The organism is Nostoc sp. UHCC 0252 (assembly GCF_034931145.1).
In the GTDB taxonomy this organism is placed as follows: domain Bacteria; phylum Cyanobacteriota; class Cyanobacteriia; order Cyanobacteriales; family Nostocaceae; genus Nostoc.
In genome coordinates, this window is the sequence record NZ_JAYGHE010000100.1 from 1 (window position 1) to 23,606 (window position 23,606).

At 38.8% G+C, this 23,606-nt stretch carries 15 protein-coding genes; 7 read left to right on the top strand and 8 right to left on the bottom strand.

Annotated features, from left to right (window positions below):
* Positions 1-805: 805 nt before the first annotated feature.
* A complete protein-coding gene (locus VB732_RS32400; RefSeq protein ID WP_323234941.1) occupies positions 806-1,474 on the top strand; it encodes a hypothetical protein in 669 nt (222 codons plus the stop codon).
* Positions 1,475-1,883: 409 nt separating this feature from the next.
* Here VB732_RS32400 and VB732_RS32405 read toward each other — a convergent pair whose 3' ends face one another.
* Positions 1,884-2,285, bottom strand: coding sequence for a hypothetical protein (locus VB732_RS32405; RefSeq protein ID WP_323234942.1), 402 nt, complete (start codon positions 2,283-2,285; stop codon positions 1,884-1,886).
* Positions 2,286-2,497: 212 nt separating this feature from the next.
* A complete protein-coding gene (locus tag VB732_RS32410) occupies positions 2,498-3,049 on the bottom strand; it encodes a hypothetical protein (RefSeq protein WP_323234943.1) in 552 nt (183 codons plus the stop codon).
* Positions 3,050-3,594: 545 nt separating this feature from the next.
* On the opposite strand from VB732_RS32410, the gene VB732_RS32415 reads away from it, so the two are divergent.
* Entirely contained in the window at positions 3,595-3,921 is a 327-nt protein-coding gene (locus VB732_RS32415; protein ID WP_323234944.1) for a hypothetical protein, read from the top strand.
* A gap of 1,265 nt (positions 3,922-5,186) precedes the next feature.
* Positions 5,187-5,837 (top strand): tyrosine-type recombinase/integrase, encoded by a 651-nt coding sequence (locus VB732_RS32420; RefSeq protein WP_323234945.1) that lies wholly within the window; start codon positions 5,187-5,189, stop codon positions 5,835-5,837.
* A gap of 171 nt (positions 5,838-6,008) precedes the next feature.
* Here VB732_RS32420 and VB732_RS32425 read toward each other — a convergent pair whose 3' ends face one another.
* Both VB732_RS32425 and VB732_RS32430 read right to left on the bottom strand, forming a co-directional pair.
* Positions 6,009-9,458, bottom strand: a complete 3,450-nt coding sequence (locus VB732_RS32425; RefSeq protein ID WP_323234946.1) for a plasmid replication protein, CyRepA1 family — start codon at positions 9,456-9,458, stop codon at positions 6,009-6,011.
* The gene (locus VB732_RS32430; protein ID WP_323234947.1) at positions 9,455-9,631 is read right to left on the bottom strand and encodes a hypothetical protein; all 177 of its coding nucleotides are present in this window, start codon (positions 9,629-9,631) and stop codon (positions 9,455-9,457) included. Before VB732_RS32430 ends, VB732_RS32425 begins: the two co-directional genes overlap by 4 nt.
* Positions 9,632-10,655: 1,024 nt before the next feature.
* Here VB732_RS32430 and VB732_RS32435 point away from each other — a divergent pair.
* Genes VB732_RS32435 through VB732_RS32445 form a run of 3 tightly spaced genes read left to right on the top strand, consistent with a single transcriptional unit; the run spans position 10,656 to position 14,930 of the window.
* Positions 10,656-12,089, top strand: coding sequence for an ATP-binding protein (locus VB732_RS32435; RefSeq protein ID WP_323234948.1), 1,434 nt, complete (start codon positions 10,656-10,658; stop codon positions 12,087-12,089).
* Positions 12,090-12,097: 8 nt separating this feature from the next.
* Positions 12,098-13,837, top strand: a complete 1,740-nt coding sequence (locus VB732_RS32440) for a protein kinase domain-containing protein (protein ID WP_323234949.1) — start codon at positions 12,098-12,100, stop codon at positions 13,835-13,837.
* Between the two features lie 58 nt (positions 13,838-13,895).
* Positions 13,896-14,930 (top strand): hypothetical protein, encoded by a 1,035-nt coding sequence (locus VB732_RS32445; protein WP_323234950.1) that lies wholly within the window; start codon positions 13,896-13,898, stop codon positions 14,928-14,930.
* Positions 14,931-15,013: 83 nt separating this feature from the next.
* Here the strand turns inward: VB732_RS32445 and VB732_RS32450 are convergent, their stop codons facing one another.
* The 4 genes from VB732_RS32450 to VB732_RS32465 all read right to left on the bottom strand — a co-directional run bounded on the left by VB732_RS32450 (position 15,014) and on the right by VB732_RS32465 (position 22,791).
* Positions 15,014-17,272, bottom strand: coding sequence for a CHAT domain-containing protein (locus VB732_RS32450; protein WP_323234951.1), 2,259 nt, complete (start codon positions 17,270-17,272; stop codon positions 15,014-15,016).
* A gap of 239 nt (positions 17,273-17,511) precedes the next feature.
* Positions 17,512-19,260, bottom strand: coding sequence for a ShlB/FhaC/HecB family hemolysin secretion/activation protein (locus VB732_RS32455; RefSeq protein ID WP_323234952.1), 1,749 nt, complete (start codon positions 19,258-19,260; stop codon positions 17,512-17,514).
* Positions 19,261-19,394: 134 nt separating this feature from the next.
* Positions 19,395-21,935: a filamentous hemagglutinin N-terminal domain-containing protein gene (locus VB732_RS32460; protein WP_323234953.1), complete on the bottom strand. Its 2,541-nt coding sequence runs from the start codon at positions 21,933-21,935 to the stop codon at positions 19,395-19,397.
* Positions 21,936-22,098: 163 nt separating this feature from the next.
* Positions 22,099-22,791: a ferritin-like domain-containing protein gene (locus tag VB732_RS32465; protein WP_323234954.1), complete on the bottom strand. Its 693-nt coding sequence runs from the start codon at positions 22,789-22,791 to the stop codon at positions 22,099-22,101.
* 513 nt (positions 22,792-23,304) lie between these two features.
* Between VB732_RS32465 and VB732_RS32470 the strand changes: the two genes are divergently transcribed.
* The gene (locus VB732_RS32470) at positions 23,305-23,442 is read left to right on the top strand and encodes a hypothetical protein (protein WP_323234955.1); all 138 of its coding nucleotides are present in this window, start codon (positions 23,305-23,307) and stop codon (positions 23,440-23,442) included.
* Positions 23,443-23,606 lie beyond the last annotated feature (164 nt).

Genomic DNA, 23,606 nt, shown 5'->3' on the forward strand with positions numbered 1-23,606 from the left:
AGAAGGTGAGAGGGTTGCCGTTGGCGAAGCAGCAAAATCTGGGTATCCGTAAGAAGTACGCATCTGCTTTCGTTCTCCTGAACGATGTCTTGAGGGATAGGCACATTCTTAAATAAGTCAACCCCAAAATCCACGTACCCTGGTACGGAAAAAAACAGAACTGTAGTACTGTATAAACATTTCTAACAGCAATAATCTACGTAGATAAAAATCTCTTTCTTGTATTATCAGTCTTTGTGCTTGATATACCCACATCCTTAATCATTGATTAGTATAAATATTTGTGCAAACTCTTCAGTAAGTGTCAAATAGGGGGATTGACTATTGACTATTTTTATGGTGTAAAACATCTAGATTAGCTTTAACAAAGTTTGGGGATTTAAGTTAAGAGCCTAATTAAAATCCCCGTTACAAAACGTAATTGCGAATTGCGAATGGGCGAAAAAGCGAATTGATTTAAGTATCCCTGCTCTCCATAAATTAAACTTTCCCTTCAATACCTCACCATGTTTTGCATCATAACTAAAAACTGTTAAAACTTGATTGCATGTATAGGACAAATATGTATAATACTTGCAGCTTGTACTTCAGCATTTGTTAGAAGTAGATATTTGGTCAAGCAAGGAAATTGGGAATTAATTTTCAGTCAGGAGTCAGAATTCAGGAGTCAGGAGCCAGAATGTTGCAGAAGAGTGAATTCTTTTCAATCAATAGAAGAGTTATACGCTCATTGCTTTTAAATTCTGGCTTCTGACTTCTGGGTGCTGAATTCTTACAATTTTCATCATCATTTGTTGGAGTATTTATGAGTAAAAGAAAAATATTTGCAGCACTTGTTTCAATAGGTGTAGGACTATGCTTAGGAGCTTGCCAGTCTAATGCGGACAAGGTTGCTCAGGCAGAGAATGAGTTAAAACAGGCTTATGCGGCGGCAAGTGATGAGCAAAGCCCAAAACAGAAGCAGGTGCAAGAATATGTAAACAGCACCCCTGATTTGCACAGAGTCAGTTGGAAAGTCTGTGGTGATGGGAAACTTAGCGTCACAATGAATGAGGATCTCAATAAAGGTTGCAATGAAACCAAGAACGAACCAGCTAAGGGATTTTTTCAACCTGCTTATGTCTGGGGGCCAGTTAAAGAGGTGAAGTTTGTAAATAAGCCCGATCTTTCACCAAGTCTTCAAATCACAGGATTGTTTGTAAAATCCAGAGGTTGCGTAAGCTTAGGTCAACCAGGAGAGGAAAATTTTTATAGAGTTTCTGAGTTTACGTTAAAAAAAGCGAATGCCAATCTACCAAAAGATTCAAAAACTGAGGTAATTAACAAACAAGAAAAACAAAAAATACTAAGTGCAGTAATAGGAAATGCTGAGTCAGAGTTAACCTCTCTCAGAAATTTTGGTGTGTCATCCAATGGACTATTACCTACGGGGTCAACTTGTCCAACACTAGACAAGTGGAAAAAAGGATTCTAGTAGTCTGCCAAGGAAACAATGCAAAGGTGGTTAGCAGAGGGGCAGAGGGGCAGAGGGGAAAGAACTTGGTATTTGCCTCTCCTCTGCTCCCCTGCTCCTCTGCCGACCTCCACCCAACAATTTTGGGTTGGCGAACTACTAGTAGTTCGCTTTCGTGACGAAAGCTATTTTTCGGGTACTGGGGAAAGGGTTTAAATCCCTTTTCCCTAGCCGGCAGACTATTAGTGCTTCGCCACACAAACTTTGCGTGGTGGCAAGCTCTTGGGCAGAGGTGCGGAGGGGCAAGGGGGAAAGAACTTGTACAAATCTCTCCTCTGCTCCCCTGCTCCCCTGCTCCCCTGCTCCCCTGCTCCCCTGCCAACCTCCACCTAGCAATTTTGGGTTGGCGAACTACTAGACATACTTTGGCTTAGTTTTGATAGTCAAAACATCCATTCGCATAGTCAACTTCAGGCAATCTCCCAGCCCTGTACCCTGTGATCTGATCTCGATCTGTTTCAAAAACTATGCGAAATTTCTTCTTGGGAGGTGTGTAGATTAAGGTATTGTCTTTAGTGACAAGATTTTTACCATAGATTGCTTTGACCTGATCAATACTCTGCCCGACTTGAGCGCCATTGACGGTAGCTAAGGTATAGTTGCGGTTAACTTCAACAGTAGCAATCGCATCTTTGATTACCATGAAGCGGACGCGCTCCAGTTGGGCGTTGACTTGTGGCTCGGCATAGTAGCAGCCTTTATTAATCAGTCCACTACTGGTTATAGGTAGAAGTTGAAGGTGAGAGACTTCCTCTGCACGTTGAACAGTCATAGCAATTTTGATTTCACCTATACTGTCAAAATTAATTAATGATTTGCTAGTGACCTTTTGTGCTGGGTGAATATATATAACGTATAAAACAAAGATAATCCACGAAAAAAATAAAGTAACAATTAATCTAGAGATATCTCTGACATAAGAAATAATATATTCAACTGGGTTGCTTAGAAATTTATCAAACTCATCAAGAATTGACCGCATATTTATATCTTAGCTTTTGAATAATTAGCACACCCAAAAGGATAATTAACTTCTGGTAGCCTCCCTGCTTTATAGCGAGTAATGTATTCATACTCACCACTTTCAAAAATCATGCGATAGTCTTTAGCTTTTGGGGGAATGTAGATGAAGTAGCGTTGCTTGCTCTTTTTGTTCCCAATCAGTTGAAAGTTCTTGATTCCATAAGAAGCAAGATTGTATTGTGAATCCCCTACATTGATCCCCTTAGTAGTTTTCACATTTGAGCCATTTATTTCAAAAGTAACAATTTTTCCGTCTACAACCATAAATCTAACACGGTGGAATTGAAAGCCAGATTTTGGTTTCACGTAAAAACAGCCGTCTTTCTGATTGCGCTTGCCGTTAAGTTGCACTATTCCTATATGTGTAACTTTTTGAGCTTGAGCAATTGTCATACCGATTTTGATTTTGCCGAAGCTGTCGTAATCTACAGTATCAGTCGAGACACCAGATGGGACAAGTAAGCCAAAAATCAAGGCTACAATCAGAAAATAACTGATAATCCACTTGAGCATTTGAAAGAATTTTGCTATGTATAATTGTCGAGTATCATTATTGATTTGCTTGCTTGATTTCACAATATGTAAAAATTCAGCACTCAGGAGCCAGGAGCCAGAATTTATGAGGAATCTAGAATGATTGGTATATTTATTGAGCGAATGTTCTCCTGATTTTTTAACTATTCAGTCCTTCTGAATTCAGTCCTTCTGAATTCTTACCACAATATTCCTCTAGACGCAGGGATGTGCCATCGCCACAAAGGTCTGCTCCTCTGCCCCTTGTCCCAAGATCCCCTCTGCTTCTCTGCTGACCACCCACCTTTGCATTGTTGTATTGGTACACCACTAAAAATGACTTGAAATATACCTCAAGAAAGATATCATAATTAATTGAAAACAAAGTAGGCTGCTAGTATCAAATAAATAACAGCGTTGTTGATGTCAGCAAAAGCCGCCGATTCTGCCCAATACAACCTATGACGCTATTCTAAATATTCAAGTTGAAGACACTTATTTCACGAAAACTCGTAAACAGGGGTATCTTGCAGCGCGGTGACAAAATGACACTCTTTAAATTAGTGCTTGAATTGATAGCAGACTTATTCCTTCGCGATCGCCAGTGGTTTCGGCGTATCAGTGGCGGTACTTGGCACTATGTTGTGGTCGATTTATCTAAATATTCTGACTACTGGCACAACCAAGATATTCTAGATTCCTTATACTACTGGCATAACCAAGATATTCTAGATCCTTCAGAGATTGAATTGCAAAGAGAGGATTGGGGAGAAAAACGGTTCGAGTCTGTGGCTAAGATTGAAACACGAGATGCTCAAAATATTCAAGATATTCAAAGGAGCAATCCTTTAGATGTTAGCAAAACAGGTTAGTGTCGGAGGCTTAATTTTCTCTGAGGGGAGATACCACTTAGTTAAGATTGTGTCTTTGGGGCTACTTCCTGAACTGCTGTTGTTATTATTACCAACAACCAATTTTAAAGTTTAGGCGTTAGTCTAAATTATTACCACCTATTGCATCAGCCTTATCTTGGGAATCGCCTAAGTAGAGATCGATAAATTCGAGCAGCGTGGCTGTTGCGGTCGTCCCTTTTGAGTTGCAACAGGCGATAAACTGCTCCCACTTCCTTTGGTCACAGTTGAAAGATGCTAATTTTTTTTTACGCCCTGTATTGCTCATGTTCACGTATCATCTAGGTAAACTTGGACTGTCCACGCTTATTAAATCGTGTAATTCATCATGATGAATTACCTTGATGCTATCATCGCCAAATGCCTCAGCGTATTCTTCAAGCGATGGCTTTTGTAAAGAGATGCTACTGCCAACGGCTACCATTGGCGATCAAAAATTATCTCAGGCTTAAACACTTGCAGGATTGCTTTATCTAATTTTTGCTCATCGAAACAGTGCTGAGTACCTAGTTAGATTGCTGAGTAAGAAAGCTATAATTGCATCCAGTACAGTAAGTCTGTACCCCTACGGGGATCTTGCTACGCATAGCGTCTCTAAAAGTTGCCCCTGCTTTTAAGCCCTGGTGTCCGAAAAGTTTGAGTTTTTGGCACGCAAGTTTTACCCGTTTCTTGAAGAATTTTTTATAGAGGAATCAAGCCACTCTCAAAAAATAAACTAAAAATGACTCTATAGTTTTATGGCGTGATAGCGATTAAATAGCGGGCTATTCGGATAAGGCTTCATTTGGCACTGAAGCAGGGGGAAATTTTGTACAAGTTTCTTAAAATAAGCACCTTTGGCCGTTTTCTTTAACCCAAACCTACACCTGTAATATTTGTGTAGTTAACTGTTAGGAGTATGCTCTTTAACCTGTTATATTACTTATTAACTATAAAGTCATTTTCAGTTTATTTTTTCACCGATTTTTAGGGGGAACCACAAAAAAGATACCAGCCTTGTTCTTAATTGCTCGTTGTGTGGCGTGGATCTGGATCGTACTACTGGTGCTTTCAGGTGAAAGCTGCGGCGATTGCACGGAGTGCAACAGCAAAGCAGATCGCAAGTGGCGTGTCGATGGCTTGTTGCAATTGCAGTACAGTTAGTTCCACACTTTTTTTTACCGAAATAAATCCTGAGACGGGAGCATCGGCGATAATGATTAACTATCGCGGAGTGTGCATCTAAGGTGAAAATTGACCGTCACGGGAAGGCAAAAGTCCTAACGCCGGAAGAAATCGGGCGTTTGTTTACTTCGGGGTTAACCACAGTCCGGGATAGAACACTTGGTGCAGTGATGCTGTACACTGCCTGTCGTGTCTCCGAATGCGTCACCCTCAAAATTCAGGATGTTTATGACAGCAGAAGCAAAGTCAGACCAGAGCTGAATATTCGCAAAGGCAGCACGAAGGGAAAGCTGTCCACTCGTACAATTCCTGTGCTGGATGAACTGCGGCATCACCTGGAATTGTATAAACCCAAAGTTTCTCGTGATAGTTATCTCTTTCCTGGACGCTGGGGCCGTGGTCATTTGCATGAGGATTATGCGGCACTGATTTTTCGGAGAGGGTGCAAACTAGTAGACATTGAAGGCGCAAGTACTCACAGCTGCCGGAGAACTGCACTGACGCTGATGAGCAATGCGCGAATTCCACTGAGAGTAATTCAGCAAATCAGCGGACATCGAAGCTTGGAGCAACTGCAAGAGTATCTTGACGTGGAAGCGTCGCAAGTTCGGGGTGCGATCGCGGCATTGTCAATGCTGACACCGCCATCAGTTAGCAGCAAGAAAAATGACTTGGTAGATGAGAATCATACAGAGTTATTCACAGAGTTCTAGATCGGAAAATGTACCAAAGACGATCTAGACAGGAGTTATGCCAGATAAAGGCTATAAGGATTTTCCAAAAAAATCATTGACAATTCCATCGGCAACGCCTCAAGCAATAGCCACTGAGAAAATGATGCACAGATTGCTCTTTATTTACGTAACTCAGTCGCGGCGTAGGCTTTATCCCTCCATCGGCAACACCTCTTCATTCAGCAAGGCATAAAATTCCGGTACTGCTGCCTCGACAAGTCGCAGTTCATTTGCCGCGATCGCTTCAAGTTCCAGCACCGTATCCCAGCGCAAATCCTCAACCCATCGCTTGAGAATGCCCTTAATCGCATCAACCCCCTGCTTGATACCAGAGCGAAGCATTTCCACGCAGTGGAGTAGCGTAATGCGATCGGTCGGAGGCGACTCAAATGCGGTAGTATCCTCCCCCTGGCAATGGGAGTTCCCTATAGCATTAGGGGGGGGTGTGGATACGGCCTGCTGATTGGGGTTTACACTATACGCAGCAGGGGTTTGAGCAGCGTAATAGGTTCGATTTTCTTTTTGATTACGCTTTTCCACGCGATGAGCAATTACCTCTTGAGCAAATTCTAATTCCTCTTTAGATAAAGAGAAAAGTTTCACCTGTTGACCCCGTTTACCTTGCTTGCGGAAAGTCAGCTTTAGCCCCAGCTGTTCTATAAGAGTGCCTAGCAACCAAATAGGTTTACAGTCACTGGGAATAGTAAACCCAAGAATTGCTTTGACGTGAGCAGCACAATGTATAGCGATCTCCGTCATCTTGAGCAAAGTGGGGTCATCGGCGGTAACTTCATCACCCTTCATTAAAGAAGTGAGAATTTGATGCAGTCCCAGGTTAAATCTAGCCAGCCACCGTGCCGAGTAATTGCCCCAGTCGATGCACAAAGGTAGATTGTCGCGCTCGGTGCGGTCTTTTTGGGTGACAATTGTTGGTGGTGTAGGATAACTTTGCCCGGTTTTGGGGTCAGTAAACGATTCTTCGGGTGGGGCTAAAATGGCCTCAAGTCCAGCGATCGCTCTAATTAAGCGACCACCTTTATCCATTTCTACGAGTGATTCGGTTACTTCGATGCCGTAAGAATCAGAAATGCGGAATTTTTCGCATTCAAAAATTTCATTAGGATCAAGGTAATCTTTGCTCTGACGGGCACGGTACTCACTCAAAGTAATATTCTTGGCCTTGGCAACAGCCGAATTGTGGGCACTATCCAAAGCTTGTGCTGCCGCTTTTAGACTTTCAAGAGATTGCTCATCATCTTCACTGCCCACACATATAAATGTATTGCCCATTTCTGTGAGGAGCGATCGCAGATCATCGCGCAGATTATTGAGAGAATAGTGGCGGTTAGCCATAATTTGGCAGTAAGCCTCAAGCGCCCAATCTTTCTCTGCGCCCCGCTTACCCGTTTCTCTGTCAATCCGCAACAGAAAAGCGGTCATTTCATTGGTTTGGAGCAAGCGCTCTTTAATTTTGGATGCGTTTGTATCCTTGTAACCAAAGGGGGGACGCGGGGCCACCCAAATATGAAACGGGACTTTCGGGCGATAGCGGTAAAGCTGTTGGGCGCATTCAGTAGCAGTTTGGGAAACGCCGTGAAAGACACCGAACACTAAATCAAAATGATACTCAGAAATATCGACACCAGTACCGAGACTGGGAGAGGTGAACAAGGCATCAAAGTTTTTGACGGCGTTGGTGATATCTTTAATGAAAGCGACGTTTTCTTCAGAGCCGGAATTATCGGAGTGGACAGACCAGATGCGCCATTTTTGTGGTGTATGGGATTGGTCAGAGTTAGGATCTTCGTACTTGATAGTAAAAGATTTTTCGAGTTTCTTGATGAAACGCTTACTGTCACTGGCTACCATAACTTTCAGACCTTGCATCAGGGCTGCCGAGATTTGGGCAACTAGGGCGCTTGAATTACTGCCTTCGTACCAATATATAGTGCGTGAGCCATTTCTCCATTCATTTTTGACGATGTAAGGAATTTCACCTACTGGTCGCATTGCCCGAAAGAAGTCCACTGTCAGGTCATCCATGTGTGCGTCGGCAAGGACAACCAGGGGCGCGTTATATACTATATATTCCAGTACCTCCAAGATTGCTGCACGATGCTGTTTACACGTATTACTGTGTAGTAGGTGGGTAAGGTATTGGCAAGCCTCATCAATAAATATGCAGCCGTAAATGAGGGCTTGCGTATTGAGTTTGTGCAAGCTGTCAATAGTAATACTAAGGGCTTGGGCTTGGGCTAAACCTGTGTAACCCAAGTCTGAATACATCGCAGTTCTTAGGCGATCGCTTAAATTCTTCAGCAGGTTGACGCGATGCCCGTTGTTGAGGAACCGAGCATCGGGGTTTTGCTCACGCCACCAGCGCATAAGTTCAGTTTTCCCTGTACCCATGTCGCTCCAGAGTACGACCAGTCCTGATTTTGGGAAATTGAAGCTAGGGGATTTCTTCGATTTGTCTGAATCAACTCCGCCAGAATCGGTAGACTCCTTCTTTCTCCAATGTCCTTTTATAGATGGCGTGAAAAGTTGTTCCTTTTCAAGCTCATAAAGCTCAGGCACTGTCAAGCATTTTTCTTCAAGTTCAGGAATGCACAAAGCCTCAGAGAGATACTTGACATTAACGGTGACATCTGGTTTGTATTTGCTAAGTCCCCATTTCTTAGCCCGATATGAGCGCTGGTAATCTTTTAGTGATTTAGCATCATCGATGATTGCGGTCAGTAGAGCATTGGCATCTTCACTGCGACCAACCACAAAATCATCAACACCTTTCTCTGGGCCTGGTAACAGCGCAACTTCACATTCACAACCTACTGCCTCAATCGCTTTGGCAGTGCGAACAGTGGCTTGAAACACCGACCACCTGGTTTTAGAAGAAGTTTCGTAGTCAAAAAGAATTATGAACTTGCGTCCCGCCTGAGCCATTGGTATTAAGTCAGGATGCAACCGTTCATCAAAATCCTGTTTGCCCACGCGCCCGTTCCAGATTCCAGGGAGTGCGATCGCTACAAACCCCAAAGAGAGCAAGCAGGCCGCTTTTTTTTCGCCCTCGCATAAGATAACTGGAATCTCTGGATGCTGCTTTACCCACTCCCAAAATATTAGTGGATTGAGTTGATCCAGCAAGCGCAGCGCCAAAAGCGAATGATAGCGCTTAATTAAATAACGCTTTGCAACTTTGTCCCAGATTGGGTTAGCGACATCAAAGTAGGTAACGCGGTTGGGGATTTTTGGGGGTGACTCGTATTTGACGGGTTTCCCTGTTTGCCAATCAAAGCGCGGGAGGTTGGGCTTAATTCTTCCCCATTCCATCGGTTGCCAGTTTTTGAATGGGTCAAGTGACTGAATCCACGTCCCACCCAACAGCAAATGCTGATACAGCTTTAAGTATCCATCTGTTACCCGACCCGCATTCTTACGTGGGATTTTATCGGATATGAACAGGAAATCATAAACTGATTCTCCCTCAATGTGGAAAAAGTTGCGCTCAATCAACGCCGGATGAATGGCGCTACCGGCTAACAACTCATGGTATTCACAAGGCGTGAGATTGTTTGGATATTCAGTTGTGGCTGTGTTCATCGATTCTCCCCTTGCAATTCCTTGGGAAGAACTGTTTCAAGCTGCAAAACTCTCGTTCTAGGTTGGATATTCCAAAAATTACCCTTCGCCGCATCAAAAAGTTGCCGTGCGAAAGTTGCACTCGACCCCATACGCCCTTTTAGAGCGCTCTTAGGGCGTTCTCTGTTTGTCATGATTTTCCCCTGATAACTCGGTTTACAAGTTCAGAGGGGGTTGCATCAATTATCAGTTATCAGTTATCTAATCTTGGACTCTACTCCCAACTGGTAAGTGGTAACTGTTATTCGCGCTGCTACTGCTTTTTACTACAAAATTCGAGACATCTTCTTAACAAAACTTAACTTTACACAAATTGAAGAATTTTGACAGCCAAAATTTGCCACCAATGGACGCTATGGTGACAACCCGTGTATAATACGGGAAGCAGCGCGGATTATACTCTCAGACAAATTTAGCAATCGCACCGAGTCGGCAAACTTTAGCGAAAACTTTTTTTGTTCCTTCGAGATCAACCCCTGCTCTTTTAAACGATGAATTTTATAAACAGATAAAGCGCCTACTCCTTAGTGGCGCTTTGTACTTTAAGCTTTTTGATAGTTTCATTTTTGACCTCCATGTTTTGTTTTAGTTAGCTCGATTTTACATAAGTTTTGGTCGTCTGAGATTGATGCTATGTTCTTTTTTGTTTTTTAGTTTTCAGTATCTCCATATTTCATAAGTGTTTTGGAGTATCTAAGGAGTTCCCATAGCCTTAGACAATGTTTAATAGGAAGAGACTTTTGCTCAGACGGCACTTAGCGCAGATTTTACCTTTGCTATTGCCTTTCTTAAATTTGTACCTGAGTCTCTGCCTAATTTAGTTATTGTACTTAAATTTCACCTGTAACTTTAAGAACAGCTTGAGAGATCGTGTTATTATCTGTGCAATGTAGCACTATAAACTTATATCCTGTAAAACGTGATGATAGCAAGTAGCTTTTTATTAAAAATTGTAAAAAACCTATATAAAAGTTTTAGGTAAAATTTGAATAGTTATTATGGTAATGCTAATAACGTACTATAGGACTCCTACTTAATTTTTGAATAAAACTCAGTATAACTTGATTCCTTCTTTCCTGTTCCCTATTCCCTATTCCCTGTTCCCTCTCTCTATGAGTGATTCAGGAATCAAATCAGATTCCTATATTATAGGTAAGTATGTCTTCAAATAAAAATTTAAGCATAGAAGCAGTACTAGAAATCTTGCAAGAGCGGGTGTTTCACCATACCGGAAGATATCTATCGCGCTCTGAAATAGTTTTAATCAAAGGATCTTGGGATGGCAAAGACTATAAGGAAATAGCAAGCGATTCGGGGTACAATATGCATTATTTGCAGACTGGAGTAGGTACTGCGTTGTGGGCAATGCTTACAGAAGTTGTTGGAGAGGGAGTACAAGTAAAAAAACTAACTTTAAGAAATATTTTGCTTAAATTAGCAAAAAAAGAATATTTTAAAAAGCTAGAAACGTCATACAAAAATGTTGACCGATTAATAGGTGCAACTAGAGCGTATGGAGATTTTCCAAAAATAACATCTTTTTATGGACGACAAGATGAAATAAGGATTTTAAAAAATGAAATTGTTTTGTTCAACAAAAGGTGTGTAGCACTGATTGGAATTGCTGGGATTGGGAAAAGTATATTAGCGTCGAAATTAATTGAAGAAATAGTATTAGAAGACGCAAGCAATTACGAATATGTAGTTTGGAAAACAATAAATCGCTCTTCAAGGATTGATAATTTACTTACCGATTTAATTAATATTTTTAAGATAGAAGAAGCGAAGCATATAACTCTTGATACTAAATTATATTTATTATTAAAGCATTTGCAATCATATCGTTGTCTATTAGTTCTGGATGGTTTTGAAGCCATAGCTCAAGTAGATATTTTTGAAAAAAAGTTAGAATACGAAGATTTTTTTGCTGGGATTACACAAGAAAAACATCAGAGTTGTGTAATTGTAACAAGTCAAGTACCTTTAAGAGAAGTTGCTTATGTAAATGTAAACTTATCTATTGCATCTTTTCAAATAGAAGGTTTAAAAGAAGATGCAGCAATGCAGCTAATACGTGAAAAAGGCATAACAGGAGGAAAATGTAAAGAACTGATTGAAACATATCGTGGTAATCCGTCAGAATTAGAGGCTATTTGCGATCGAATAAATCACATCTTTGGAGGGAGTATAGAAAAGTTTTTTGATTATAAAACTACTGTAATTGGCCCGCGAATTGAAGCGATGTTAAATCTACAGTTTGGGCAAAATGGGCTTTTAACTGACCTCCAAAAGCAAATAATGATTTACTTAGCCGAGGAGATAACAAAAAATTCTGCTTTAGTCCCCTTTTCAAAGCTTATTAATGATTTAAAAGAGCGATTAAAATTAGAAGTAATGTCAATCTCAAAAGTAATATCAGCTTTGGAAGTCTTAGAGCAGCGCTCCTTAGTTGAAGCCAGGAAAAAATCAAGTAAGCATGAACTCAGTTATGGTATGGAACCAGTTGTTAAAAAATATATTTTAGTAGATCCCCACGGTTTAATATATAAATCATTAAGCAAGAAAGAGTTAATCAGTTCTGTACAGGAGTAAAACTCTCCGTGAGCTACTGTATAAATCCCTTGTGTAGTAAGCGGCACAATCCTGAAGACACCGAAAATTGTTTAGCTTGTGGCAATCCTTTGCTAATAAATGGGCGCATTCTATTACTGCGCCCATTGCGTTCTTTGGATAAAGATATGTCTGCTTATACAGATGTTTTTGAGGTTGAAGATATTGAACCGTCATGGGGAAAATCTAGAATTAGAGTAATGAAAGTACTAAGATGGAGTGATCCTAAATTAGTTCGTCTGGTTCAAAGAGAATCACTTATATTGCAGACGTTATATCATCCAGGAATTCCTAAGTCTGGTGTGGACGACTATTTCACTTTTACACTGAAGGACAAGCGTTTAGTATTGCATTGCTTAGTAATGGAGAAAGTTGAAGGCATTGATTTAAGACAGTGGTTAAAATCTCATGGACGAATTACTCAAAAACTAGCAGTGGATTGGTTATCACAACTAGTTGATATTTTGGAATCTGTACATCGCTCTGGCTTTTTTCATAGAGATATTAAGCCAGAAAATATTATCTATCAACCTGATGGTCAACTGGCACTTGTTGATTTTGGAGCAGCTAGACAGATTACCACAACGTATTTAGCAAAAGTTGGTGCTAGCGGAGTGAATAAAAGAACACGCTTCAGTAGTGGGTATGAAGTAACAGTTGTTAGAACGATTCGATTTTCCCCACTGGAACAACTTAATGGTCAAGCTTTGCCTCAATCAGACTTTTATGCTTTGGGACGGACTTTTGTCGATTTGATAACGGGAATATCATTATTGGAATTACCAGTAGAGCAAAATACAGGAAGACTAATTTGGAGAGATAAAGCATTACAGATTGACGAACCTTTCGCTGATTTGCTTGATGAAATGATGGCTCCTTTTCCAGGGCAGCGTCCACAGACAACTCAAGTAATCTTGCAGCGCTTGCAGCGTCTCCCATTCCAATTAAATCTTAACCGAGCAATTAATTCTAATCTATTTAAATATTTTTTAATAGTATTAACTACATTAGCACTTTTTGGAAGTTGTAAAATTCTTAACCTAGCTTTATCAAGTTATTTCTCTAATAGGGCTGTTCGTCAGGATGAATATAACATGGCTACTAAATATTATAAACTAGCTTTGAAGTTTAATTCAAAAGACGTAAAGGCTTATGCAAACTTGGCATTAGCTTGTCAGCAAATTCGTGATATAAAGTGTATGAATAATAATTATAATAAAGTTTTCCAAATTAATCCGAATGATTGGGTAGCTTTCTATAATTTAGGAAATTTTTACGATGAACAAGGTCAATATGACTTAGCAGAGCATAATTACAAATTAGCTATTAAGAACAGTAACAATCAAGCGATGAATGCTGTCAATAATTTATCACGGTTAAAGAATATACAACAAAATTACTCTGAGGCATCTACATTAGCATTTGAAGGGTTGAGACACACTTCAGATATGGAATGGCAAGCAGCCTTATATAAAAATTTAGGCTGGGCGAGATTCAAGCAACAACGTTATGAAGAGGCTAAAAACTATTTACGAAAGTCGGTGGAACTGGATTCTCAAAGAGTGGATGCCTACTGCTTGCTAGCGCAGACACAGGAAGCAATAGGTGAGTTGGATGAGGCTAGAACATATTGGGAAGTGTGTTTGTTAGTCAGTAATACCAATTCATCTCTACCAGAGGTACAACAATGGAGAGAGAAAGTTCTACAGCGTCTTTTTAAAGAAAATTGATCAAAATATCTTACTTCCGGTAAGCTATCAATAGATAGTAAATAACGAAATAATTGCAATGTTAATTGCACCAGAATCAACAGTCAAAAGAGTAAAAAAAGCTTTCTACTACCAATTTGTAGCAATTGCATCAATATTATTGTTTTCAAGCTTCAGCAGCATAAGGGGACAAGCTAAATCTGTAGCAAAAAGTAATTCACAAGAGCAAACTTGTAAGGTTGTGGCTAAAGTTCTCAGTGGCGATATCAACTGGGCACCCGGAAGTAAGCTTTGCCAGGAGGATAAGGTTCATCCAGTTAATGGGCATAAGGTTGAGGTTTTGTGCTATTTAAGTGCAAAAATATTGCAACTCACTAGTAGTACTATGGGTGAGCATTGTTCGCCACGTTACCAACGGCAAAATCAAAATTGCACTTTGAGAGATGGGCGCACTTGTATCAAGCCCAAAGGCCCAGGGGAAGATGAAAATGCACCTACATTAATCACTCCCTACGGTTTAGTAATTTTAAATATGAGTCCGACACTATCGTGGTCTACCACTCCTTTAGCTACTAGTTATATTGTGCAGGTTGAAGGCAAAGGAGTTAGCTGGTCTGTTGTAGCGAAAACAACTCAATTACTATACCCTAAAGAGCAACCAGCTATGCAGCCAGGCAATGTTTATAACGTAAATATCATTGCAAATCAAGCAGATGAGCCTATTGCTGCTAGTGCCTCTGTTGTGTTGATAGCCTCCACTGATAAGATGCAGCAGATAGCAAATACTATAAATCGTCTTCAAAGTTTCGATCAATCTCAAGATGAGTTAACTATCGATATAGATAGAGTGTATGAGGCTCAAAACTTAGTAAATGAATCAATTAATCTGTTAAAGGCAAGAACTGAAGGAGGCACTAAAAATCCAACTATTTACCGATTATTGGGCGATCGCTACTTAGAAGCATATTTGGCATCTGCCGCTATATCTGCGTATTCAACTGCAACTAAATTAGCTCAAAAAGAGAATAATGCGGAAGAATTAGCCAAAGCAGAAGCAGGAGCGAAAATTGCAGAGCAAAGTCAGAAAAGAGGAGAAGGGGTAAGAGGTAGTTAGACTTCAAAAGTAGAAGTCGTTAAAAAACACAATCATAAGCTGTCAAAATACAACTTATGATTGATACTACAAGCTCTTTTGGATTAACCAACAAGAATAAAGCCTGACCAGTAATAGGGGTGAGAGTATGTTTTATTGTTCAGTAAACTTAATTTTGCAAGTCTTAATGCCTCTGCTTTAGAAAGACCATTTTTCAATCCTTTGTAAAACTCACCCATAAGTAAAGCGGTAGAATCAGCATCAACTAGCCACAAACTAGCTAATGTAGTAAGCGCTCCGGCTTGTGTAGCTATCCCAGCAATGCCTAACGCTGAACGTTTATCACCCTTTGCTGTTTGACAAGCACTCAAAATAAGTAGATTAATTGCCTCAGTTCCATTTTTGAGTAAAAATCTTAAGTCTTTGACGTTGAGGGGTTTGTCCCAAGCCAAAATAAAAGTCTGTTCCGGATCGGAGCTAAATTGAGCATGAGTACTTAAATGAACTATAGAAAAATAATCATTTTCAATTTTTTTCTGAAAGCTACGACTATTAAACTCGGTATTAACTAAAGTTGAAACAGGACTAACATTTTTTTTAATACTTTCAACTTCTGCTCTGACTTCAGGTAAAGCTGGTAAATTTTTAGGAACTGAGGGGTTATTAAAACTAGGACTGATTTCAGAAATACCGCCAAATAAAGCATCAAAATTATTTAATTTTCTAGATTGATTGTAAAACTGCTGGGAACTTGAGGCTATGACAATACTGTAAGAGGATGCTAAATAATTTTTTCCATCATGTAATATGTCAATAGGGATATTTTGGAAAAAACTATCTAGAACAAATCCTAAAGTTCCTGAATTGGGAAGATATTGTTTGATAGGTGCAAATAAAAGATTGTAAATAGTTTGAGAGTAAATAATATAATCTGACTCATTAGCTAGAATAAACTGTTTTTTCGTAACGAGTTTAAGCAAATTATCAATTGGGGTAACTAACTGGTTAAAATCTACTGTATTCCGGTAAAATTTATTGGGTGTTTTAACAACTACCTCTACTTGCTGCCCTAACTTAATTAAATACACGATTGGAGGTAAATCTTTTGAATCTTGATTATTGGATGGAGAAGGTATATTTAATTTACCGCATTGTAAAAAGTTTTCTATCTCAGCTATTTTTAGTTTTTCTTGAATCTCAACTGCCCGTTGTGCAGTTGCCTCACCTTGAGAAAATAGTAACTCCATATATTCATGGTAAACAGGTTCAACTTTTTCTTTAAAATCGAACTGAAGCTCCGGGTTAATTCCTATAAGATTTCCTCGAACTTGGTCTAGACTGTTTATAGCAGATGCATACGCTTGATTGGCTTTTTCAAAATTGTTTAAGAGCCTATATAAGCGACCTAATTGCCATTGCCATTCGTAAGCAATATCCCAAGCTTGCACTGACTGAGCTAGTGCCATAGCCTTCTCAAAGTATTGTACTGCTTTAAGCGTTTTACCTGAATAATTATAAATTATGGCAACAGTTCCTAATGCGTAAGATTCGGCTCGGTTATTACCCAGATTTTGAGATAAAGTTAGTGCTTTATTAGCTAAAAATAATGAAGTTACTAATGGGTTTTCCTTATTAGAAAAAACAATTTGTTTTAACCTGACGTTTTGATCAATTTCAATTAAACTCTGAGCGAGATTAAGTTGAGCATAAACAGATTCGATTGCAGGTAATGATTCAAATATTGTTGAGGATTTTAATAAATTATTGACTAATGTTTTGATTTGTTCTTTTTGAATAGAACCATCTAAATCTGTTGCATCCCTCCATTTTTCTGTATCTAAAATTAAATCTAGCTGATTGATTTGTGCTTGTAGAGTAAGTCCATTTAGTTTTCTAGCTACTAACTCTTGATAAAAATGTAAAGCATTTTTGATTTTTAATTTAGCTATTTTAAGTGTTTTTTGTTTAGTAAGTACTTCATCAGTTAGTTCGTACTTCCCTTTGGCTTGAATGAAAAGGGCACGTTCTGTATTCCCTAAACTCAATAATATTTGATTCTTAATATCTGATTCTTTTGAGTCTAGAGTTTTAGCCATTGACATAGCCTTGAATAATACAATTAAAGATGCTTCTGGATTACCAATCAGCCGTAAGACATCACCAAGATTGCGGAGTCCAATTACTCGAACACTTTCAAGCGTTTGTTTTTCCAAGGCGTGAGATAATTGTTCTTGATAGGTTTTTTGAGAAATGTCCTTTAATTCAATCGGGCTAGAGCAAGCCGAATTTTCTAGCTCTAAAGTTAAAGCTTGGCTTAGTGTTTGACAAGCAGTCAGATATAAGCCACTAGCCTGAAGCGCCAAGCTCTGATTGATTAAACTGCCAACTATACCATTAGAATATTTTAATTTGCGGTAAATATCGTAAGCTGATTTCCATGTTTGCAGTGCGGCTTGGGGTTGTCCTTGGTCTAACTCTTGAAATCCTTGATCATTCAGAATCTGTGCTTGGGATAATTCAGAATTTGGAAAAGATTGAGCTTTCGCTTGTACGTGCCAGCAAATTATCAGCAGCATTAAGGATAGCCCTAGAATTACCGATTTCAAAACAGGCGATAATTGATTGAAAAATAAATTCCGTTTTCTTGCCATGTTCTTAAATTTGAATTTGTATTAACTTCAATCAAAGGAATTCCCCAATCAAGATTTGCACTCAAGCGCTCGGCAAATTGATACCGTATCCCCAGCCCTATAGATGCTAAAGTGCCTGTTGATATTGCTATTCCATTATCTCGATCGGCATTTTTATTCCAGGAGGTTCCCATATCAAAAAAAGGAATCACATCTAATTGTTCAGTATCTGTTCTCCAAATGGGAATAAGGACTTGGGCTGAAAGTAAAAATGCGTTGTCAGTCAAAAACGTATCCTGTCGATAACCTCGCACTGAAATTGCACCGCCCAAACCAAATTGTTCTAATGTCACAAGAGGTCGATCTGCAAGCTGAATATCTGTTCTAACTAACAAAGATGTACCATTTCTTGCTAAACGCCGTAACCATGCAACTTGTCCGCGCCAAGAAAGAAAGCGACTATCAGGGGCAGATTTATTAATGGTGGCATCAATTGCACCAACCCCTAAACTGAGTTGAGATCGTGCTACTAATGCTCCTTGTCTATGCCTCTGTGTCCATTCTTGAAAAAATCTAATGGCTGAAATTCGTGTTCGCCCCATAGAATCTGCTCCAACACTCAATGGGAAAGGGCTGTTGAGTAAAGAGGATTCGCTCTCTAAGCGGGAAGCTGTCAATCCTAAAGCAAACTCTTGAGTTGAATTAGAATTGACTTGTTGTAGTATTGGCTGGCGAAAAGTTACTTCGTAAGCACGAGCATTAGAAAGAATATCTAGTTTGCTAAATGGACGTTCAACAACATTGGCTGAAGAATTTGCATAGAAAAATTGCACAGTCCCATTTTGGGGATTAATGGGTATGGAGTAACTAGTTGTCAGAGTATTACTGCCATCAGTATTTCTGTATCCTAGACTCAGGCGATCTCCCAGACCAAGTAGATTAGCATCACTTAGCTCGACTCGTCGCTGAAAAGTGCCAATGGCAGGTGAGCGAGAGTTGTCTAAGACAGCCTCAATTTTAAGAGGTTGACGTGGCTTGACAGTGACATTTAAAATAGAGGTATTTAATTGAGAACCTTTATCTACAACTGCGGAAATCTTTGCAATCAAAGGATCTGTTTGCAGTAGCTGTAACCCTATCAACAAATTTTTGCTATTAAATACTTTAGTTGTATTTGTTCGTAAGCGCTCACGAATATAGTTTTTTAATCGTGCGCTACCTACAATATTTATTTCCTCCAACTTGCCTTCAACAATTTGAATAGTAACTACTCCCTTGCTAATTAGAATCGCTTGATTTTCAATTACTGGAAAGAAAGCCCCAGAAGTTACATATCCTTGTTGAATATATAAATTTGTAACTGCTGTACGAGCCTCAAGTAACTCTGAAAACGTAATTTCTCTATTTATGTAAGAAGCAACTACTGATTCTAGTTTTTGAGTTGATAAGACAGTGTTGCCTTTGAATATGAATTTTTCAACTTTAATTTTTTCTTGGTTTCCTTTGGGAATCTCAGGCGTAGGTATTAAAGAAGGAGATTGTAATTCTTGTTGTGGTTCTTCCAGTAGAGAAGGAATTTGCGGGTTTTGAGGAATTATTGGTATTTGCTGTGTAAAGAATCTTGGAGCTGGTATCTGTGCTAAAACTGGTTCATTTATCAAGATTGAAACTGCTATAAAAAAAGTTCCTCCGAATACATTTAGGTAAGAAATTTTAGACATAACCAACTTTTTTTGCTGTAAAAGCGACTTTTGTGGAATTTTATATTTTTATAAAAAAGAGCTAAATTTGTGATTTTTATTATCTAGGATATTTCAATAAGCAGAAACTTTGTTTCAATGCTATCTGTATTGTATTACCAAGATTTCTGAGAACTATGGCAAGGCGGATCTGATAAAGAACCATAAGAAACCACATCTTCTGGCGTAGTTGTAAAACTTACCGTACCATCTCCATTGTCTTTCCATCCTTGTGCTTCCACATATTTTTGAGTTGCTTGGGTTTGTATTAGCTGTTGTGATTGTTTGGCGAAAATGGGTTGTTGCTCCTCATTTCTCCAGCCATAATTGCTGTTAAGGGGATCTCTAGGGTTTGGTGGAATACCCCCAGATCCTCTGTTCACAAACTTGTTAGATTCTTGACTCGATTGTGTAGAGCAGACCTGAGCAACTGGAGAGATATTAATTGCTGGTAGAACTATCGCTGCTTTAGTGAAATCCAATTCTAAGGTATTGATTTGAACTATACCGTCAATTCCTTTGTCTGAGCTAGCTGTAATTTTGCTATCAAAAGTAGGAAAAAACCCTTGTGTATTGATTGTGATATTACCACCCCTTCCTTCAAAGGCATTAGTAGTGATACTACTCTTTTCTAAAAGAGCTAGTGTTTCTGCATTGAAAGTAATGTTACCACCGTTGCCCTTGGTTCCTTGCTGACCAGCAGTTGCAGAGATAATACCATTGCGTAAGAGAACATTATTTACATTGAAAATAATGTCACCACCCTCACCAATAGCAGTCGTTGCACTAACACCTCCATTATTTATAATGTTGATGTCTTTGGCTTTAATTTCAAGGGTTCCTGCGTTACCTGATCCCTCATTTTTAACACTAATTAGAGCATTATTAGCAATAGTTAGCTGTCTACTATTAATATTTATTTTACCTGCATCTCCAGTGGGAGTTGCAGGTACTCTATTAAATCTAATTCTTAAGCTATTATCCAAAATATCTGCTGATGAATTTATAAAACTAGGAAGTTTTGAATTTGAGTCTCTTCCCGAAACTTCTATGGAGTCAGAAGCGTTAATAGTGAGATTTCCAGCGCTTCCAAACGAGAGTGTGCTTGTAGATATACCTCCGCCATTTCTAACCAGTAGTTTTGAGGTATTAATTTCTAAGCTACCAGCGTTACCGCTTCCAAAAGTAGCTGCATTGATTGTACTAGGGCCGATTGTAGGCGATCTACCTGTAATGTCTATAGTGTTATTTGCATTTATTAAAACATCGCCTCCCTTACCATAATTAAAAGTTGAAGATCCTAAACTGCCTCCATCCTCAAGTTTAATGTTTTCTGTCATTAGGCTTAAATTACCAGCACTACCAAACGAACTAGAAGCTGTAGTTATATTTCCTCCATCTTCTAATGTTAAATTTTTGATTATACCAGTGATGTTTCCACCATCTCCATAATTGACATAACTGAAAGTATTTATAGCACTTAAACCAAATTGATTAACATTAGATGGAATAGAGCCACTTATTTTTAAATAATCATTAGCATTGATTTTGATATTACCACCCGGAGCATTATTAAAAGTAGTAGTAGCTATTTGCGCTCCTCTAATATTTATTCTATCTGAATTAAGTTCAATATTTTCTCCAGGCGTATTTCCAAAATTGGTAGTATAAATACCACTAATACCAAATTCTGATGCATCTTTCACCTCTAAATTTTCAGAGTTAATGCTAATCTCCCCATTTTCTTTAAAGCCCTGATTTTGGCTATAGATTAAGGAGCCATTTAGTACTTTTACATTGTTTCCCTGAATATTAATAGTATTGCCTTGACCTTGTATGCTATTAACATAAGTTAAAGCAGTTTTTAAAAAGGTTATATCTTTAAAACTTAAAACATTTTCATAGTTGAAAAATAAACTATTATTTTCTGGCTTAATTTTTACTTCCCCTTGCTCTATACTTACTAACTCAATTCTTCCATTTTTTGCACTAATAACCCCTCCATCTAACAATATATCTCCTCCTATCAAAGCTAAAGTATTTCCAGGTTTGACTTGTAAACCAGTAGAAATTGTACTTGCATCAATAGGGGATCTCAAAATAGAGTCCTGAATAGGAAAACCATTCCCTTGAACATTAATTGCTCCAGGACTTCCAGAAAATTGTAATCCTACAGGTACATTTAATGTAAGCAAAGAAGGATATTGAGGTTTTATGGCACTAAATTCCATGCCATCAATAAACTTAATACTACTTGCTGTGGTTGCTAAAAAAGAACCACCAACGTCTAATCGAGCATTTGCTCCAAAAATAATTCCATTTGGATTAATTAAAAATAAGTTAGCTGTTCCATTGGATCTTATCAGCCCATCAATATTAGAAATTAATCCACCAGTTACTCTGCTAATAATGTTATTAATGTTTAAGGCGTTATTAAATACAGCTATAGTTTCGCTAGGAATAGAAAAGTATTGAAAACTATGAAAAAGATTGTTCCCTACTTGAGTACCTCCTTCAATAATTCTATTTCTTCCTTCTATTTTTATAGAAGTATTATTAGATAAAGTATTATCTGGAGTAATCTGAGCTTCAGATGGAAAGATGCTTGAGCAGGAAATAAAAACTGTAACTAAAAATGTCTTAATGATAGCTTTCATAGAGTTTTAGTCTTTTTAAATAAAGACGTAAGTTTTAATTTATAGATTAAAGCAACTTTTAGAGATGTTTTCCAACACATCTCTAAAAGCATCCCTAATAAACTTTGAATAACTTTTATTTACAGACTCAATCAGCTGCTTAGGCCACAGCTATTTTAAGATGCTATGCTGCTTCTATCTTGTCAGTGTCTTGAAGAACATAATCAATTACTTTAAATATTGCCTGAACTTTACGGGTGCGCCATTCGTCAACTAAGTTTTCCACTTGCTTCGCAGGCATTCGCCGCATCATTGCTTCATAAAGGTAGGCAGCATGTCCTGTTTCATCTTTAGCAATGCTTAACATCCCTAGTTTTAAGTTACGATTGTAACGTTCATCATCAGGTAATACATTTGCCATTCGCATATAGTCTTTACCAGCATCCAACTCCATAATATAGGTACTTGCCATAAAAACATCCCAGGTAATCATGGCAGGGCTGAGTTGTTCTTTGCTATAACCTTCATAGTAGGCGGCAAAAAGAGGGCTACGCCCTTGCTTTGATTGACTTTTAGATGCAGTTTTTGTCTCTGAATCTATGAGATTTTTATCTATCTGCTTTAACGCATGAGCAAAAATTTGACTATGCTTAGTTTCATCCAATGCGTGTTTTTCCAACTTTTCAGCCAGCCATGTATCGCCTTCACTAGCTGCACGCTCACTAAGTGCAGAGAGAAATCCAACGGAACCAGCTTCTGAGAGATGTAAACCCTTAAGTACAATAGGGCGAGTTTTAGAGTCGCGGATCTGGGAAGCAGTATAGTAAGCAACAGCTCCTGAACTTGCTAAATGCATGAGATAAGTCAATAAATTCATAAAATATTCCGGCTAAACTTTGTAAGCTATATTTCTTATAATATTGCTTTAAGTAGATTTTTAAAGATTTTTTATATGGAGTTCCATGATTTAATCGAGAATTTTAAATTCTTCAGATTCTTGGTATTGGGTAATCGGTAAGATTAGTAGCTTTGGTTAATTCTTATTGATAGACAGGGTACCACCAAAAGCTTCAAAGCATTACACAATTATAGTGAACGTAATATTGTTGTACGGCTTGTTCCTGTATTATCTATCCACTAGAAAGTTAAAACTTAATTTTTTTTACAATATAAACCTCTCATTAGAGAAAAATGTTAGCAAGTGAAAATCGTGATTCTAATATTGAACTTAAGTTGTTGGCGAGTAAATATCGAATTACATAAAACGTCAATTTTTGATTTAACAAGGGTTTTGCCCAGTATTAAGCTTTAAAGTCTTGAGAAAACGCGATTAACTCTCAGCAGTACCCCAAAAAGGCATGTCTGCTGTGAGACTTATGCCTTAAGCAGGATGACATTCAGCGTTAGCAACGGTGGAAGTGATGGCTGTCGAAGTAGCAGAAGATTTGGACAGGAGGAGCAGAGCGATCGCTTCCACCGGGCGCTTGAGCCATCGCCACCAGGCATAGGTAATTCAGTACAATCTTGAGTAGAGCCGGAGTTTTGAGTGGAGAAGGGAATTGAGCCAAAGTCTACCTATAGCAGCACCAAGCCGAAAACTGAAGATTACGATCCTAACAGTAGGTTCAAGGGGAGACTTGCAACCATACTGCGCTTTGGCTTGGTGATGCGGAAGAAAGCACAAGAGTTGGG

What these genes read in the sequence shown, in the direction of transcription:
- VB732_RS32400 (WP_323234941.1), top strand. Translation starts at nt 806, where the DNA reads ATGAGTAAAAGAAAAATATTTGCAGCACTTGTTTCAATAGGTGTAGGA.
- VB732_RS32405 (WP_323234942.1), bottom strand. Translation starts at nt 2,285, where the DNA reads ATGACTGTTCAACGTGCAGAGGAAGTCTCTCACCTTCAACTTCTACCT.
- VB732_RS32410 (WP_323234943.1), bottom strand. Translation starts at nt 3,049, where the DNA reads ATGCTCAAGTGGATTATCAGTTATTTTCTGATTGTAGCCTTGATTTTT.
- VB732_RS32415 (WP_323234944.1), top strand. Translation starts at nt 3,595, where the DNA reads ATGACACTCTTTAAATTAGTGCTTGAATTGATAGCAGACTTATTCCTT.
- VB732_RS32425 (WP_323234946.1), bottom strand. Translation starts at nt 9,458, where the DNA reads ATGAACACAGCCACAACTGAATATCCAAACAATCTCACGCCTTGTGAA.
- VB732_RS32430 (WP_323234947.1), bottom strand. Translation starts at nt 9,631, where the DNA reads ATGACAAACAGAGAACGCCCTAAGAGCGCTCTAAAAGGGCGTATGGGG.
- VB732_RS32435 (WP_323234948.1), top strand. Translation starts at nt 10,656, where the DNA reads ATGTCTTCAAATAAAAATTTAAGCATAGAAGCAGTACTAGAAATCTTG.
- VB732_RS32445 (WP_323234950.1), top strand. Translation starts at nt 13,896, where the DNA reads ATGTTAATTGCACCAGAATCAACAGTCAAAAGAGTAAAAAAAGCTTTC.
- VB732_RS32455 (WP_323234952.1), bottom strand. Translation starts at nt 19,260, where the DNA reads ATGTCTAAAATTTCTTACCTAAATGTATTCGGAGGAACTTTTTTTATA.
- VB732_RS32460 (WP_323234953.1), bottom strand. Translation starts at nt 21,935, where the DNA reads ATGAAAGCTATCATTAAGACATTTTTAGTTACAGTTTTTATTTCCTGC.
- VB732_RS32465 (WP_323234954.1), bottom strand. Translation starts at nt 22,791, where the DNA reads ATGAATTTATTGACTTATCTCATGCATTTAGCAAGTTCAGGAGCTGTT.
- VB732_RS32470 (WP_323234955.1), top strand. Translation starts at nt 23,305, where the DNA reads ATGACATTCAGCGTTAGCAACGGTGGAAGTGATGGCTGTCGAAGTAGC.